14 protein-coding genes and 1 pseudogene are annotated in these 16,378 nt (G+C 71.0%); 5 read left to right on the top strand and 10 right to left on the bottom strand.

The genetic code is table 11. The features are described from left to right. Positions 1–20 precede the first annotated feature (20 nt). Entirely contained in the window at positions 21–659 is a 639-nt protein-coding gene (locus M8C13_RS00075; RefSeq protein WP_252478309.1) for a TetR/AcrR family transcriptional regulator, read from the top strand. Between the two features lie 62 nt (positions 660–721). Here the strand turns inward: M8C13_RS00075 and M8C13_RS00070 are convergent, their stop codons facing one another. The 8 genes and pseudogenes from M8C13_RS00070 to M8C13_RS00035 all read right to left on the bottom strand — a co-directional run bounded on the left by M8C13_RS00070 (position 722) and on the right by M8C13_RS00035 (position 11,254). After that, a complete protein-coding gene (locus M8C13_RS00070; protein ID WP_252478308.1) occupies positions 722–1,366 on the bottom strand; it encodes an SRPBCC domain-containing protein in 645 nt (214 codons plus the stop codon). A gap of 1 nt (position 1,367) precedes the next feature. Then, positions 1,368–1,772 carry a helix-turn-helix transcriptional regulator gene (locus M8C13_RS00065; protein ID WP_252478307.1) on the bottom strand — a complete coding sequence of 135 codons (405 nt, stop codon included), beginning with the start codon at positions 1,770–1,772 and terminating at the stop codon, positions 1,368–1,370. Positions 1,773–2,198: 426 nt separating this feature from the next. After that, positions 2,199–5,090: a hypothetical protein gene (locus M8C13_RS00060; RefSeq protein ID WP_252478306.1), complete on the bottom strand. Its 2,892-nt coding sequence runs from the start codon at positions 5,088–5,090 to the stop codon at positions 2,199–2,201. Positions 5,091–5,307: 217 nt separating this feature from the next. Further along, the gene (locus M8C13_RS00055; protein ID WP_252478305.1) at positions 5,308–5,469 is read right to left on the bottom strand and encodes a hypothetical protein; all 162 of its coding nucleotides are present in this window, start codon (positions 5,467–5,469) and stop codon (positions 5,308–5,310) included. Further along, complete coding sequence (locus tag M8C13_RS00050) at positions 5,451–7,844, bottom strand: tetratricopeptide repeat protein (RefSeq protein WP_252478304.1); 2,394 nt, start codon at positions 7,842–7,844, stop codon at positions 5,451–5,453. Before M8C13_RS00050 ends, M8C13_RS00055 begins: the two co-directional genes overlap by 19 nt. Next, positions 7,841–8,065 carry a hypothetical protein gene (locus M8C13_RS00045; protein WP_252478303.1) on the bottom strand — a complete coding sequence of 75 codons (225 nt, stop codon included), beginning with the start codon at positions 8,063–8,065 and terminating at the stop codon, positions 7,841–7,843. The genes M8C13_RS00050 and M8C13_RS00045 overlap by 4 nt, the downstream gene beginning before the upstream one ends. A 476-nt stretch (positions 8,066–8,541) precedes the next feature. Then, a pseudogene (locus M8C13_RS00040) lies at positions 8,542–10,958 on the bottom strand (S8 family serine peptidase). Continuing rightward, a complete protein-coding gene (locus tag M8C13_RS00035) occupies positions 10,910–11,254 on the bottom strand; it encodes a hypothetical protein (RefSeq protein WP_252478302.1) in 345 nt (114 codons plus the stop codon). Before M8C13_RS00035 ends, M8C13_RS00040 begins: the two are co-directional and overlap by 49 nt. Positions 11,255–11,454: 200 nt before the next feature. On the opposite strand from M8C13_RS00035, the gene M8C13_RS00030 reads away from it, so the two are divergent. Then, positions 11,455–11,859 (top strand): hypothetical protein, encoded by a 405-nt coding sequence (locus M8C13_RS00030; RefSeq protein ID WP_252478301.1) that lies wholly within the window; start codon positions 11,455–11,457, stop codon positions 11,857–11,859. Between the two features lie 131 nt (positions 11,860–11,990). Here M8C13_RS00030 and M8C13_RS00025 read toward each other — a convergent pair whose 3' ends face one another. Continuing rightward, on the bottom strand, positions 11,991–12,416 hold the full coding sequence (locus tag M8C13_RS00025) for a hypothetical protein (protein WP_252478300.1): 426 nt from the start codon (positions 12,414–12,416) through the stop codon (positions 11,991–11,993). Between M8C13_RS00025 and M8C13_RS00020 the strand changes: the two genes are divergently transcribed. Genes M8C13_RS00020 through M8C13_RS00010 form a run of 3 tightly spaced genes read left to right on the top strand, consistent with a single transcriptional unit; the run spans position 12,399 to position 14,217 of the window. Then, complete coding sequence (locus M8C13_RS00020) at positions 12,399–13,259, top strand: hypothetical protein (RefSeq protein WP_252478299.1); 861 nt, start codon at positions 12,399–12,401, stop codon at positions 13,257–13,259. The genes M8C13_RS00025 and M8C13_RS00020 overlap by 18 nt on opposite strands. Continuing rightward, the gene (locus tag M8C13_RS00015; RefSeq protein ID WP_252478298.1) at positions 13,259–13,834 is read left to right on the top strand and encodes a hypothetical protein; all 576 of its coding nucleotides are present in this window, start codon (positions 13,259–13,261) and stop codon (positions 13,832–13,834) included. Before M8C13_RS00020 ends, M8C13_RS00015 begins: the two co-directional genes overlap by 1 nt. After that, entirely contained in the window at positions 13,831–14,217 is a 387-nt protein-coding gene (locus tag M8C13_RS00010) for a hypothetical protein (RefSeq protein ID WP_252478297.1), read from the top strand. The genes M8C13_RS00015 and M8C13_RS00010 overlap by 4 nt, the downstream gene beginning before the upstream one ends. 302 nt (positions 14,218–14,519) lie before the next feature. Here M8C13_RS00010 and M8C13_RS00005 read toward each other — a convergent pair whose 3' ends face one another. After that, on the bottom strand, positions 14,520–16,271 hold the full coding sequence (locus tag M8C13_RS00005; RefSeq protein WP_252478296.1) for a serine/threonine-protein kinase: 1,752 nt from the start codon (positions 16,269–16,271) through the stop codon (positions 14,520–14,522). Between the last annotated feature and the right edge of the window lie 107 nt (positions 16,272–16,378).

Raw genomic sequence — 16,378 nt, 5'->3', positions numbered from 1 at the left:
TGTCAACCAAGGGGGTGCACGTGGCCAGGCGAACCCAGGTCGAACGCTCGAACGAGACGATGTCCGCGTTGATCGAGGCCGGGCAGCGGTTGTTCGGGCGCGACGGCTACGCGGCCACCTCGATCGAGGCCGTCGCCGCCGCGGCCAACGTGACCAAGGGCGCCGCGTACCACCACTTCGGTGGCAAGATCGGCTTGTTCCGCGCGGTGTTCGTGCACCAGGAGATCGAACTCGCGGCGGCCCTGGTCCGCGCCCGGGCGAGTGCGAACGACAGCTGGTCGGCCCTGCGGGGTGGCTGCCGCGCGTTCCTGGAGAACTGCCTGGACCAGAACGTCCGGCAGATCCTCCTGCTCGACGGTCCCTCCGTGCTCGGCTGGGACACCGTCCGGGAGATCGAGGACCAGCACACCCTGAAACTGCTCAGGGAACGCCTGCAGGCGGCAGTCGCTGACGGCTGGATTCCGGCCGACGAGCTCGGCATCCGCTACCGGCTGCTGTTCAGCGCGCTGTGCGAGGCGGGGATGCTGCTCGCGCGCGCGGAAGACCTCGAAGCGGCCCTGGCGGCCACCGCCGAGGAGGTGGACAACCTGCTGTTCGCGGTGACTCGCTACCCAGCCGCGTCCGCCCCGGTGCAAGCCGAGGTCGCCGAAGGCGGCTGACCCGAGGCCCAAGTCCTCAATGGACAGTCGCGCGCCTGGCGCCGGGACGCGGCGCGGTGATGTCAGGTCGGGTCGGGTGCGTAGAACTTGGTGGTGGCCTCGACCGCGGCCGCGACGTGGCCCGGTTCGCCACCGGCGGCCAGGTGAGCCTCGCCCCAGGCCGCGGCGCTGCGCCGGATGAACTCGCGCCCTTCGGGCGACTTCTGGACCCCCTCGTGGTCGGCGGTCTCGCCACCGGCCAACAACCGGGCCAGGGCGAGGAGATACAGGTCCCAGCCAACGCCGCCGGCACCGGGGCCGTAGATCGGGAAGAGGGGCTCCTCGACGACCGCTGCGTGGATCAGCTCGAATTCGGTGTCGCCGGCCGGGCCCGGGACCAGGCGCACTTCCACCTCGCTCGTGCCTGGCCAAGCGTCGGCGTCCGGCCCGTAGAGCCAGGACACCTTGAGCAGACGCGGCGGCTCGCACCGGAGGATCTCGCCGTGCTCACCACCGTCCAACTCGAACTTCCCGCCAAGTCGCAAATCCCCGGTGACCGGTTTCAACCAGCGACGCAGCCGCTCGGGGCTGGTGATGGCGTCCCAGACGTCCTCGATCTGCGCGTCGTACCGACGCCGCACCTCGATGGTGTAAGCCTCGCCGGCGGGCAGGCTGCCCTTGCCCATCACTCGGCGCGCGGCGGCCAGTTCGTCCAGTACGTCTTTCATGTCATGTTCCCTTCGTTGATGGATCGGTCTTGCCCGCATCGGTGCCGGACCCGGCCGGGGTGGACTTCCCACCAGCCGGAGTCCGAGCCGCGCGCCTGCCCCGGGCCAGTTCGGTTCCCAGCGCGTCGAGGCGTTGTTCCCACAACCGGCGAAACCGGTCCAACCACGCGTCAACCTCGCTCAGCGGCGCGGGCTCGACGGCGTAGAACCGGCGAGCGCCCTCAGGCCGCACCGACGCGAACCCGCTGTCCCGCAGCACGCGCAGATGCTGGGAGACGGCCGGCTGGGAGAGTCCGAACTCGGCCCGGATCACATCCGTGATCGCGCCAGAGGTCTGCTCACCGTCAGCAAGCAGCTCCAGAATGCGCCGGCGTACCGGGTCGCCAAGGATGTCGAACGCGTGCACGACACGGATCGTACCAGTCCCCACTTATATAAGCCTTGGCTGGCATCCTGACGTCGCGTTCGGCTTGGAGTTCGTCGTCGGCCATGAGGCGTCCGCCCGGAGCCGGCACTCGCGCCAGGCAACCGTCGTCCAGCGGCAATGCCTCCAGCGAACCGACCGCTGCTGCTGCCACCGCTGACCGGTCTGCTGGGCCAGCGCGTCCAGTCCGGCCATCAGTGCGGACCGCGGCGATGTTCATGTGTGCCTCGGACATGCCGGTCACCATTGGACGCCGGTGAACAGGAACCAGGTGATGAACCCGGTTGCCAGCACCAGCGGTGGGAACACTCCCGCCGGAGTACGACGGGGAGTGAGGCGAACACGCAGGCCAGGCGGAAGCTGTCCTCGGTGCGGAAGTTGGCCGGTTTCGCGCGGTGTCCCGGTCGGTCAGCGGTGCGCGCGCCGCCACAGGGCAGGCCAGCCGCCCTTGTCCAGCAACACCGCAGGGACCAGCAACCCGTGCTCGGCGATCCGCTCGGCGAAGACCTCCACCGGCGCGCCGAGCTCGGCCGCCGCGGCCAGCGCCCGCTGCCACGGCCCGCCCCCGTCGAACAGGTCGCTGACCGGAAAGCCCGGCACCGTCACCTCCCGCGGCTCGCTCACCCGTACCACACCGTCCATTGTGGACCGTGTTGCGCAGGTGGCCGCGATCGCCAGCGCGCACACCAGCTCCGGCGCGGGCCTGCGCGCCACCGACCGGCCCAGCACCGGGTCGCAGGCCAGTTCACCCACCGCCGCGCGGACCGCCCGCGCCACCACGTCCATGGCGTGCGCCGGGGTGATCCCCACGCGGCGCACCATCGCGCGCAGCGAGCGCGGCAGCGGCTCCGCGCCGGTGAGCGTGGCGACGCGGTCGTACTCGCGCAGCGCCGGGTCAAGCCGGTTCACCGCGGCGGCCAGCGGCCGGACCCGGGTGGCCTGCCACAGCGCGGCCGCGCCGAGTCCGGCCTCCAGCGCGGCGCGCAGCAGATCGACGTGCTCGGCCGGGCCGAGGCGTTTCAGCGCGATCACCGCCGCCGCCGGTTCGAAGTCGGCCGGTTGCCCGGGTCTGCCGATTCCCCGCGCCAGCGCGGCATAAACCAGCCGGGCCGAGGCGACCGGCGCGGTGGCCAGTTCCCGCTCCACCTCGGCGGTCAACGCGCGGAAGAGCTCGGCGGGCAGGCGGGCCGCCGCGGAACGCCGGGCGCCGCCGCCCCGTGCCCGCACCGGCGGCACCGGCACCAGGGGCTCGGCCGCGGGCGGCGCGGGCACGCGAAGGCCGGCCACCCAGCGTTTGACCTGCTCCTCCAGTGCCGGGTCGAGGTCGTCGTTGAACCGCGCGCGCAGCTCGTGGACGTGCCAGCTGCCCGTGTGCCGCCGGATGTCCAGGTTGGCCACGATGTGGTCATCGGCCGGGTCCCGCAACGCCATCAGCACGCACTGGCCGCGGCGGGCCTGCTCGGCGTACCAGGACTCGCCGAGGCAGTTGCCCATGTAAGCGGACCAGTCGGCCAGCTGTCTCGGCTCGCGCCCCAGCTCCACCACCAGCCCGGCGCCCGGGATGCTTTGTTTGTCCACAGTGGACACTTCGGCGGGGACGGGGAAGGCGCCCACACTGGCCTCGGCGACCACCGCGTCCGCGCTGACCCCCTCGGCCAGCTCCGCCCAGCTCCGGCAGCGGGGCGGCGGCGAGGCGCCGAAGGCGACCAGCTGGGCGACCTCGGCGGCGGCCAGCGGCACGGAGTCGGCGCGCGGCCACTCCTGATCGGGCGGGGGCGCGGTGTAGTTCAGCTCGGGCATCAGCTCACCGGGCAGCGCGTCGGCGGAGGCGTTGCCGTGGAAGGGCGCCAGCGCGTCGGCGAGGTCGGCGAACCACAGCAGGTCGTGCGGCTCCTCCACCGCGGCCGGATCCGCGCCGGGAGCGGCGGCCAGCCGCTGCGCCAGCGGCTGGGTCAGCTCCTTGGCGTGCACGTCCTCCACTGGCGGCTGCTGCCAGCTGTCGGGCGACCTGAAGAACCCCGCCGCGGCGCGCCACCGCCTCAGATCCTTGACCTGCCACTGCCTGCAGGTGTCCCAGCAGTGGCGCAGGTACTCCGTCTCGAACACGCTGAGCTGCCGGGCCACCGCGTCGAAGACGACCACGCCGTAGTTGCGGGCCATGGCGATCCGGGTCCGCACCGCGTTCTCGGTCCGGTCGGAGATCGCGCGCCCCGGCTCCAGCGCCTGGACCACGTAGTGCAGGTAGCACCCCGGGCGGGCCGGGTGACTGTAGGCGCCCTGCCGGCGGCGGGCGGCCGAGGAGCGCGCCTCCTCGGTGAGGCAGGCGTCGGCCGCGAGCAGCTCGTCGCGGTGCTTCTCGGCGGCGAGCGCGAGACCTTCGTCGGAGACGGTCCTGGCGAACCGCAGCAGCGCGGTGGCCGCGATGGCATCGCGCGCCAACCGGCTCAGTTCCCAGGTGGCCCACCACCGGGGTGGCTGCCAGCGAGCCGCCGCGGCCAGCGTCACCTCGCCGGCCCACAGGTCCCGTTTGAGGTGCCACAGGACCGCCTCGTCGTGGTGGTCGCGGTGGCGTTCGCGGAGCTTGTCGATCCGATCGGCCTTGGTCTGCGTCGCGGGCAGGCGGGCCAGGCGCTGCCGCTGGACCAGCCGCGCGCACACCTCCTGCCACAGGCTGAGGATCAGCGCCAGCCGCCGCGGCCGGGGATAGCCCGCCAGCACCCTGGCCAGGTGCCCGGCCAGGGTGGAGGCCGCGCCGCGCGGGAACGGGTCGATCCCCTCCGGCGCGCGCAGTTGGAGGAGCTGCTCCAGCTGCTCCGGCCCGAGCAGGTCCGAGGCCGCGGAAGCCAGTCCCAGCGCCGCCCAGCGCTCCTCGGCGACCGCGGTGTGCGCGGCCGCGCCGACCCGCTTGGTCGCCGACGGCCCGAACAGCGCCACCAGGACGGCAGCCCGGTCGCCCAGCCGGTACGCGCCGTCGGCGCCGAGGACCCGCAGGGCGGCCAGCACCGCGTCCCGCCGGTCACCGTGCGCCCCGGCCAGTCGCGCCGAGACGAAGCCGCCACCGAGGTCAACGCCCGCCGCGGCCGCCGCGATCTCCTTGCCCGCCAACAGGACTAGCCGCGCGCACGCTTCCCGGACCGCCTCGGGACTTGCCTCGGCCGGTCCGACGGCGACGGCAGCGCCGGGCGGGTGCGCGCCCGCCCGGTCCTCGACGGGCCTGGGCGTGCTCCGGCCGCCGGAGGTGGGCAGCCAGCAGCGCGACCCAGCTCCGGCGGTCAGGCCGAATGCGAGCTGAACGGACATCGGTGGTCATTGTTCCGCATCAGGCCAGCGAAATTGGCGGCGATCCGGCACGCCGGACCACCCCCGCTCCCGCAGGGACGACTTCCGCGCTTGGCGGCCTGAGAAGACGTCAGAGACCGGCCGTTGCCGAAAGGCCGTGCACGACACCGCGGCCAGAGATCAGTCGGCCTGGCCCCCGGCAACTCCGGGATGCTGTTGTGAACCAACGGATCTCGGATCACACCGCCGCGAGCCGCTCGATGACGGTGCGGATGACGAAGGCGGGATCTCGTTGCAGGGGGAGCGAAAGGCCGTTGTGGTGTTCGAAGCCGACGGTGCCGGTGAACTCGGGCGAGCGGCGTGGGGAGGTGCCAGGGCACGTCACGGCGATGGCTGGCACAGTGCCAGTACCTGCCGGGCGAACTCGGTGGCTGGGTGTTCGTCGCCGAGTACCTGCCGCGCGGTCGTCAGCACCTTAGTCGCCAGCAGGACGGCCTCGCCGGACCGCCCCAGCCGGTGCAGGCACAGCGCGAGGCTGACCTGGGCCTGCACCGTGTCCAGGTGGCCCGCGCCCTTGGTGCTGGTGCAATCAGCGAGCACCCGCTCCAGAACGGGCAGTGCCGACTCTGGCCGCCTGGCGAGCAGATAGGCGTCGCCCAGAACGGCACGGGCTTGCAGGGCCTCCACGTTGTCCGGACCGAGCACCTCGCCGGCCGTGGCGACCACCCGTTCCAGCACCTCGATCGCCCGCTCCGTCTCTCCCACGCCGTGGTAGGACATGCCGAGGTTCTTCTCCGCCTGCAGCGTATCGGGGTGCGCGGGTCCCAGCACAAGCCTGCGGCGGGCGGCGACGTCCTCCTCGATGGCGATCGCCTCGGCGAACCGGCGCAGCTCGAAGTACGTCACGGCGAGGCCGCTGCGGCAGTTCAGCGTTTCCGGGTGGTCCTCGCGCAGCACCGCCAGGGCCGTTCTGACCGCCTTCTCGCCCAGTTCCAGCGCTTCGTCCAGCCGTCCCACCTGTCGGTAGGAGGAGGCCAGGTTGGTCCAGGCCGCGAAGGTGTTCGGATGCCGCGAGCCGGCCAGCCGCTCCTGGTCGGCGACCCGCTGTTCCTCCAGCGCGATCGACTTTCCAACCTGGCCTGATTCCCAGTACAGGTAGGCCAGGTTCATCCGGGCGGCCACCCCGATCGGGTCGTCCGGGTCCAGTAGTTCCGCGCAGTCGGCGACCGCCTGCTCAAGCAGCGCGGTGCCCTCAGCGGAGCGGCCCACCGCCCGGCACAGAAAGCCCAGGTTCACCCGTGCGCTCAGGGTGTCCCGGTGCCGGTCGCCCAGCACCCTCGCACAGTCGGCTACGGCCTGCTCGCCGCGCCGCACCGCCTCCGTGCTCAGTCCAGCTGCGTGGCAGGCGACAGCGAGCGAACCGCGGGCGCTGAGACTGCGCTCGTGGTCGGCCCCGAGGTGGCTGGTGCTGGCGTCGGCCAACCGCCGCGAGGTGGTCAGCGCCGCCGCGTAGAGACCGACGTTGCCCAGGCTCTCCGCCGCGATGTGCAGCACTCGATCCCGGTTGTCCCGCCACAACAGGTCGCCGACCTGCGTTTCCAGGGCGTCGACGTTGGCCCGCAGCACCCGCGCCAGCTCTGGCTGGTCCGTGTCGACCTCCGGCCACTCCGCCAACAGCGACTCCACCGCCGCGCCTACGGCCGGGTCCAGATCCGGGGTCGCCTCCCGCGCCGCGCGGCCGGTGAGCGCGTGCATCCGCACCGTTTCCCGGGTGTGGGTGAGCAGGCTGTACCGGTGCAGCAACCGCATTGCTGACCGGCCGTCCCCGCCCAGGTACTGGCTGACCGCGGCCGAGGACCACAACGACTCCGGATGCCCCGCCGGGTCCAGCACCGCGGCGAACCGCAAGGCGGGCAATGCCATCGGCGTCACGGCCTGCGCCGCGTCCACCGCCAGCAACAGGGTCACCGCGACCTGCGTGCCGTATTGGTCGGTGTCGGTCCCCGAGGACATCAGATCGCCCAGCCGCGATCGCCGGTCCCGGAACAGCCTCAGATACGTCGCGCAGCTGACCTCTTCGTTGATCAGGTACGCACCGGCGTGCGAGAGCGCCAACGGCAGGTGCCCCAATGCTTCCGCCAGTTCCGCCCCGGTGCCGTCGAATGTGCCCAGTCGCTCGGTCAGGTACGTGGCCGACTCCTCCGGCGTGTACACGTCCATGTCGACCACGGCCCGCCCGCCGCCGGAGAGCGGCGCGTCCCGCCGGCGGGTAGTGGCCAGTACTCGCCCGGTCCCGGTGTGGCTGACGGGCCACCAGTCGCCGAGGTGATCGGGGTGCAGGTCGTCCAGCACCACCAGCCAGCTCCGTTCGGTGGTGCTGAGCCAGTCCAGGAACGCCCGGGCGTCCCGCTCGGCGTCGGCGCCGTCCGCACCGGCGGCGCGCACCTGGTTCGCGGCACCGGAATAGCTCGCGATCACCGACTCCGCCCGGGCTGCGGGCACCCAGACCACGAGCTCGACTCCGTCGCGGATCGCCTGGATCGCGTAGCTGGCGGCCAGCTGGGACTTGCCGACTCCGCCGCCGCCGCTCAGCACCACCGCCGGGCCCGCGATCCGGGCCCGCACCGCAGCGCGGTCCTGGAACGCCGAGGCCAGCACCGGCACCGCGCCGATCCGCTTCGGCCAGACATCCGGCCGCGGCGGCTCGTGGTAGTGGTTGACCTGGGTGTTCTCCCCGCCCTGGTTGACCTGGACGCCGCGGATCTGTTCGGTCATGGCTTCTCGCGGAAGTGGTTGACCTGGCTGTTGGCGCCGCCGTGGTTGATCTGCACCCCTTGCGCCGCAGCCGAGTCCGCCTGCGCGGGCGGCCGGGCGCGGAGGAGGTAAGGCGCTACCAACGCGGTCAGCGCGGCCAGCGCGCCGATCACACTGGCGAGCTTGTCCGCCCGCTCCAGCCCGGCCAGGCCGAGATAGACCGCCAGGCTGACGATGATCACGGCCGAGACTGCCCGACCGGCCCAGATCCATCCGGTACGTCGTGGCATGACAGCAAGCATGGCACTTTCGCGCCCGTTGCGCCCGACCAGGTCACGGAACCCCGCCCGCCACGCAGCGACACGGTGGCCTCCGCCGTGCGACGGTGGCCACCGTGTCTGATTGGGTCGAGGACTACTTCAGGCCGTAGGCCCTGATGATGGTTTGTTCGGTGGTGCCGCCGCGGTGGTCGGTCGCCTTGGCCTTGAGGGACACGAAGCCCGAACCGGCGGGGTGCCGTAGGTAGGCGCTCCACTTCGAGGCCCGGCGGGGACGGCGGTGGCCTTCTGCCAGGTCTTGCCGTCGTCGTAGGAGACCGACAACTCCAGGCGGAGCGTCCAGGCCGGGGAAGCACCTTGGGTCTGCACCTGGATCGGCAACCGGATCTGTTGCCCCGCCTTGACGCGGTTGTCCACGTCCACGGGCGGGGTGAAGCGGATCACCGAGACCGGCAGGTCGGTCGCGGTGCCGGTGCGCCGGGAGCGGAAGGTCTGCGCCAACTGGAGGTGGGTGGAGAAGTCGGAGACGCTCTGCTTGACCTCCGACTCCAGCCGGTAGGTCGCCTCACCCGCGGGCACCTCCCAGCTGCCCCAGCCCGGCCAGTTGCCGTCGCCGACCTTGACGCCGTCGCGGAACAGCGTGGTCCGCCCGGAATCGTGGTCCACCCAGTTCGTGCGGTCCGGTGCGTCGCTGAGCAGGGACAGGGTGCTGGTGATCCGGTCCTGGTCGCGAACCAGCGACGACAGGGGCCCGGCAGGGACGGGCCGAACACCGCGGCGTTCCAGTTCTCGTGGTAGTTCCTGCCCGGTTCGTACCGGACCCCCGCGTTCTGCAGAAGGAAACTCGGGAAACTTCCCGGCTCCGTTGTGTGCTGGTATCCGCTCGACCATGTCAGGTCGCCGCCGCTGTGGTAGTGCTCGGTGCGCGCGCCCGGCTGGTCGATCACGCTGATCATCCCGGACGCCACCGGTACCTGCCGCAGCAACGGCATCGTCACCTTCAGGCCCGTGCTGCCCGCCCTGGTGAGGTGGTAGTCGTTGCGCACCGAGGCGAACCCACGATCGGAGATCACCTTTTCCAGGCCGTCGAACATGCGGCCAGACTGGCCCCAGGCCACGTTGTGCGGTTCGGCCCCGGCATCGTACTGGGCGGCGATGCCGGCGGTGAACGCGGTGACGGGCACGTCCGGCCCCAACTGCGCGGTGAACACGTTGTCGAAGGCCGGGGCCACCAGGAGAGCGCCGACAGTTCGGCCGTCGGTGGTCCACATGCCGGTGACCTGGGCCGTGGTTTGAACCAGCCCCGGTTTGTCGATCTTCACCGAGATCGGCTTGGCCTGCCGGGCGTCCAACGTCACCGACTCGTTCTTCGTCAGCGACAGCGCCGAGGGCCGGAAGTGCACGCTCAGCGGATCGCCCGCCTGCCAGCCGCTCGAGGTGGCAGCCGTCAGGTGGTAGTCGCCCTTGGGCAACCGCCGGGTGCCCTTGCCGTCGGGGCTCCAGACGTTGACGGGCTCACCGGTCGCCGCGTCGATCAGCAGTGCCTGGAACTGCGAGGGTGCGCCGTCACGGCCGACGGCCGTGAACGACAGGTCGTAGCTCTCCACCTCCTTGTGCACCGCGAACGGTGTGACCACGGCCTGGCCTTCCGCGGTCGCGGTGACAAGGCCGCTGTAGTTGCCGTCGGGGGTGTTCAGCGTGGTGTCGGCGGTCAGCTCGGCGGTGGCTTCCGCGCCCGCCGGCACGGTGACCCGGTCGGTGCTCAGGCCGAACATCCGCTCCGGGGCCGCCTTGCCGTCCGGCCCGCTCGCGGTCACCGCGAGCGTGAAGGTCATCGGCTGCGAGCCGCGGTTGCGGTAGGTGAGCTTCTTGGTGATCTTCGGGTCGTCCTCGTGTGGCCACAGCGCGGTGCCCAGTGACAGTGAGGGCGGGTCGGAGTGCACCGACTGGCCGGTGGCGCGCTGGACGTCGACCCGTCCCGCGCCCTGGGCCGGCACGGCCAGCGCCGGGTTCGGCTTGGCCGAACCCATCAACACCGCCTTCGACTGCGCGGCGGACAGGCCCGGCTGCTGCCCGACCAGGATCGCCGCCGCGCCCGCAACGTGCGGCGCGGCCATCGAGGTGCCCGAGAACGCCACGTACCCGCCCGGGGCGGGGTCACCTCCGCCGCCCGCCTTGGCCGCCGTGATGGCCACACCGGGCGCGGTGATCTCCGGCTTGACCGCCCGGTCCCCGACCCGCGGGCCGCGGCTGGAGAACGGGGCGATCTGGTCCTTCTTGTCCACCGCGCCCACGGCGAGGGCGGCGTCCGCCCTTGCCGGCGAGCCGACCGTCTCGTCACCGGGGCCGCTGTTGCCCGCGGAGATCACGCACAGCACGTTGTGCTGTGCGCTGAGCTTGTTGACCGCCTCCTCCAGCGGCTGATCTCCGCCGTGTCCGGGCCGCCGAGGCTCATGTTGACGACCTTCGCGCCGGACTCCGTGGCCCACTGCATCCCAGCCAGGATCGCCGATTCCGGGCACCCGCGGTCCATGCACACCTTGGCGTTGAGCAGCGAGGCGTCCGGGGCGACACCCTTGTGCTTGCCGCCCGACTTCGCGCCGGTGCCCGCGATGGTGGAGGCCACGTGGGTGCCGTGCCCGATGGTGTCGCCGGGGTCGCCGCCGCCGGTGAAGTCCCGCTGGTCGACCACCTTGCCCGCCAGGTCGGGGTGCTTGGTGTCCACGCCGGTGTCCACGACGGCGACCTGCACGCCCTTGCCGGTGTGCCCGGCCTCCCACGCCGCCGGCGCGCCGATCTGCGGCACGCTCACGTCGAGGGTGGGCTTGCGCAGGCCGTCCAACCAGATCTTGCCCATGCCCGCCCGCGCGCCCCCACCCGCGCACCGGCACCCTGCACGATCAACGGCAGGTCACCGCGGCGCGCGTCGTCATAACCGTGCTCCAGCAACAGCTGCACGTCGAACAGGCGACGATCGAGCTTGCCGGAACCGACGTCGGCCACCGCGTCCTGCGGGACCACGAGCAGCTGCGTGCGCGTGCGCCGGATGTCGAACCGCATCCGCTCCCGCCCCTTGGCGGGCCGCACGAGCGCGGTCGGCACACCGGCCTTCTGTTCCACCACGGTGACCTTGTCTCCCGACAGCAGCGTCACCTGCCCGCGACACCGTCCGCCTGCTCCGCGCGGACACCACCCGCCGCCTGTGACTGCGCGGTCTGGCCCGCTGCCGCGGGCGGTGACAGGGCACCGCCCGGCAACGCGACCGTCGACACCACCGTGCGGCCACGTGCGGAGCCGTGTATTCCGACTCGACGACTGGCGACGCCATCACGGAACACAGGCCACATGTCGCCATGACCACCGACCCACCGGAACCGCCGCAACAGGAGATCGCTCGCCGTCATCGTCATGCGGCGATCCTGGCGGTGAACTTTTCCGGCATGGTCGCGGAAGAGCACGCGGATCCCGGCGTTCTCGGTTGCGACGGTGGCGTGTTCCATCCCGAGTTCCGGGTCGTCCGGAGCAAGGCGGTCCTTTCCGAAGATGGCTGCCGCATTGCCGACCGCGGCGCCGACCTGGAGCGCGGGGGAGTAGGCGGTGGCGATCCCGCCGTGGCCGCCGAAGCCACGTCCAGCAACCCAGTCCTTCGCGCCGCAGCGCTACGCGCTCAGGCACAACTCGCCCAGCAGAGGCAGACGCACGTCCGGATCACGCTGACCAGTACTGATCACTCACGTGCAGCTGCGCTACCAACCTAGATCCGCGAGGGCGCGCTGCTGTGCTCGCCCGGGACCCGGTGCGCCGACTGTGTCATGGCGGCCCTGCCACCGAGGTCGACCGTCCCAACCTGGCGATGATCACCCGCATCGGTTCACCCGACCGCTGGGGCTCACCCCCCTCCTCCATACCGCCCGGTGTCGTCGGAACGCTGGGGCGGGAGCGCAAAGTCGTAGTTGCTGGGCACCAGGCGGCCGTTGTCGTCGATCACCACGAGCTTGCCGTCGCGCGCGGCCTGCTCGATCAAGTGACCGAGTGAGGTGCCCGGTGGGGCTTGCTCGGCGATATCCCGGTCGAGCTTGTTGTTGTGCATGTCCATCGCCTCACGCACCTGGTTCAACGGGTCGGTGCCGTCGGGCCACTCCTCATGTCGGGTGGTCAGCTCAGCGGCCTTGGCAAAGCACAGGCGTTCCGTGAGAAGCGCGCTCCACAGGGCGTGCCGGTATGCGTCGCGGTGGTTGTCCTGGTCTCTCCGGTATCCACTGTGGACGTCCGAAAAGGACAGAACAGATCCGAGACCGTGACGGTCCTGCTGCACCCGGTGGACAAGGTGATCCGCGTGCACAACTCCAGCGCCCGGGTCAACCTGTCCATCGACCTGCTCGGCTACTACAGCTCCGGCGGCGTGTCCACGTTCTTCCCGATGCCGAAGACCACCCGGCTGCACCAGGGATTCCCGCTGGAGGCCGGTGGCCAGTTCGCCCTTGCCCTGCGCGGGGTGCAGGGCATCTCCGCCACCGCGACCGCCGTGGCCGTCAACGTGACCACCCTGTCGGCGAGTGAAGCCACCGAGGTCGAGGTGTTCAGCGAGCGGCGAACCGCCTCGTGGACCGCCACGCCCTACCCCGGCACCGTGACCACGAGCAGCCTCATCGTGCCGATCGGACCGGACAACGGCATGAAGGTGTACAACGCGCGGGGCAAGGTAACCGTCGCGGTCGACGTCACCGGCTACTTCGACGTGCGCTCCGGTGGTGGCCGTTACGTGCCGCTGCGACACATCAACCACAACTACAGCTCCGGCAACGGAACCGGCGCCACCGCTTTCGACAGCGGACTGCCCGCGGGCCGGGCGGTGGACATCACCGTGACCGGACGCGACGGGGTGCCGGCCGGCGCGCTGGGCGCGATGCTGACCGTGTCGGCACGACTGGCCAGCGAGGCCACCACGGTCGAGGTGTGGCAACGCGAGCACGGCAACACCGGCTGGGCGAGCGCGGCCACCGAACAGCTCCTGCCGATGAGTGTTTCCGGCCGCCCCGCCCGCAACAACGGCGTGCTCACCGGCCTGCCGCCGTCGGGAACGCTGAACCTGTCGCACAGCAAGGGAATCGCGCACCTGCGCAGCTACATCCACGGCTACTACATCGGAGGTGCGTGATGCGCCGACTCACCGCATTGCTGTGCACGGCCGCCCTCGCCGCAGCAGGCGTCCTCGTCACCGGGGGACCGGCAGCCGCGGGCACCGGTGCGGTGTCCCGGGACATCACCCTGGACGGGCGCAACGACATCTTCACCCGGCGCACCAGCGACCAGGTCACCATGGTCTACACCCACAGCGGCAAGTTCAACGGCCAGCAAACCTTTCGTCCCGGCACGATCGTCGGCATCAACGCGAGCGGCTTGAACTGGTTCGGCCTCGCCCGGATCAGCAGCCGGACCATGCCGGACCTCATCGGACGCTGGCACACCGTCGACGGTGGCAACCTGAAGGTCTACCCGCACTCCGGGCAGTTCGACGGCACCCGCACCTTCCAGGCCCCGATCTCGGTCGGCCTCGGCGCCAACATCCACAACATGCTGCAGTTCCAGGACCTCAACAACGACGGCTGGGACGACCAGATCGCCCGCGAGGCTGCCACCGGGAACCTGTACGTTTACTACCACTCCGGCCGCTTCGACGGCTTCAACACGTTCAAGCCCCGCGTACTGCTGGGCACGGCTGGGGCGGGGTGAGTTGGCTGACCCTGGCCGATCTCACCGGCGACGGGATCATCGACATCATCGCCAGTGACCCGGCCGTGGACAACGGCACGCTCACGCCGTACCCGGGCGACGACGGGATCACCCGCGCCGCCGGTGGCCCGCGTTTCGACCGCGAGGCGCTGGAGCGGAGGCGCGCCGCCGGACCGGTGAAGGTCGGGGCCGGGTGGAACATGATGGACGTCATCTTCCTCAACGATGTCAACCTCGACGGCTGGCTCGACCTCGTCGGCAAAGTCAAGAGCACGGGCGAACTGCGCGCCTACCCACACAGCCGTGGCATCAGCGGCACGACGACCTGGGGTGCCCCGCAACTGATAGGCAGGGGCTGGGGTCCTCATGACGTGATCAGCTGATCACCGGACCGACGTGCGCGCTCCGTCAGTTCCGTGGCGCACGCACTCCACGTCTGTTCAGGACCAGCATTACCGATCGCATCCGAGTTTTCCTGACGAGGACGCCGTTCAATCTGGGGCGGCGTCTACGCCGTGGACGACCTCCACAGCGCCGACCCGGTTCCGGGTGTGCGGTTGGCGAGCTGGCATACACCCGTGCACCGTTGCGCGGTGCTTCCAGGGGAGTCGGTGTGGTCGGCGGCTGGCTAGTGCTGTGACCGGGGAGGTTTGCTGGTCACAGCACTAGCGTCGCGGTGCCGCCGTCAGGAGGGCAGCTTCCCGGCGGCCGTCGCGGCCAGGCTCTTCGCCTGGGGGCAGTACTCGATGCCCGGTCGATCGCCCTGCACCGTCAGCACCAGTACGTCGATGTACGCCCGCGGCGGCAGGTTCGGTGGCCGGTGTGGAACGCTGACGGTGCAGCCCGTGCCCGAGTCCAGTTGGACGTAGGCCGCATGACCGTCCAGCTCGACCAGTTCGCCCTTGAGTATCTCCTGGGCCGCGTGCTGGTCGTAGCGCAGGTTGAGGGCAGCCCCGCCGACCGTGTTGAACCATTTGCACCCCCACTTCCCGAACACGTCCACGGCCGAGTCGGGGTTGACCGCGGTCAGGGTGGCGAGCATCTTGGCATCGAGCAGCGCGCAGGCGTCGACGTGGGCGAGCGAGCCGGCGGGGAACGGGATGGCTCGCCGCGGGATCGGACCGTTGCGGAGCACCTTCTGCACACTGCCCGTCGCGGCCTCGGCCACGGTGCAGAGGTTCAGTGGCGGATTCCCCAGCTTCGCCGTCACCCGGGCGGCGTACCCGTAGTCCACCACCACTGTGTAGTCACACTCACCGCTGTCCGCGGACTCCTTCACGACCTCCAGCGGTCGTCCCTGCACGGCACGGGACGTCCGGGTGATCAGCTGGATCTCCACGTCCACCGGTTTTGTCGCGCCGACGTGGACCAGGGCGTCACAACGGTTGAAGTTGCCATAGGTGGTGACCAGTTGTACCGGGCCGAACCGGCGCAGGTCCTCCTGGTCGATCAACGCGCAGGGATCGGCGGTGCGCTCGTCGCCGACAAGACCGCTGAGGGGCACGGGTTGTTGGGTCGCGGGTGCCTCGTGCTGCCTGGGGTACACCGCGGCGCTGATCGCCGCGAGCAGCGCGACCGCCGCGGCGGGCAGAAGCAGGCGACGGTAGTGGTACGGGGCGCGGGGTTCGGCCGAGGACCCTGGCGGCACCCAATCGCCGACGATGTCCTTGAGGCGTGAGCGGACCTCATCGGCGGTCGGTCTCTTGCCGGGATGTGGCCGCAGCATCTCAGTCAGCAAGGGGACGAGCGGGCCCGCTTGGCGCATCGGCAGGAGCTCACCACGCCGGGCGCGCTCCAGTACCTCGTGCTCTTCGCCCTTGCCGAACGGCGGTGTGCCCTCCACTGCGGCGAACAGCGTGGCGCCGAGGGAGAAGATGTCCGAGGCGCGGCCGGCCGGATAACCGCTGGCCACCTCGGGCGCGATGTAGGCGGGCGTGCCGCCGAACCTGCCGTCGGTCCGGGTCACCTCCCGCCAGATGGAGATGCCGAAATCGGTCAGCTTCGCCAGATCGTCGTCGGTGACCAGGATGTTGCCCGGCTTCACGTCGCGGTGCACGATGTTCCGGGCGTGCACCGCGGCCAGCGCGCCCGCGATCTGCAGACCGATCTTCGCCACCCGCTCCGGTGGCAGCGGCCCCTTCGCCGCCAGCGTCTTGTCCAGGCTCTCCGCGGGCAGGTACTCCATCACGAGCCAGCAGTCGTCGGCGTCGATGGTGTCGAAGATCGAGATCGCGTTCGGGTGGTGCACCTGTGCGGCGGCCTCGGCCTCGCGGCGGAACCACACCCGATCGGTGTCGGCCGCCGACGCGTGGGGTCGCTTGAGCGCCACCCGCCGTTTCAGCTTCCGGTCGAACGCGGCCCAGACGACGCCGCCGGCCCCGGAACCACAGGCGTCCTGCAGTTCGTACCGCCCGTCGACCACATCCCCCGCGCGCACGAACGGTAGTCTAGTGAGCGCTCACAGTGCCGTCACGGCCGTTCTGTGATATTAGGCGAGAGATGCTCAGGTATACCCGACTGCCAGCCGGCAGGACCACGCCCTAG

The organism is Crossiella sp. SN42 (genome assembly GCF_023897065.1).
Lineage (GTDB): Bacteria > Actinomycetota > Actinomycetes > Mycobacteriales > Pseudonocardiaceae > Crossiella.
Note: the sequence above shows the minus strand (reverse complement) of the source record. Positions and strands in the feature narration are given on the sequence as shown.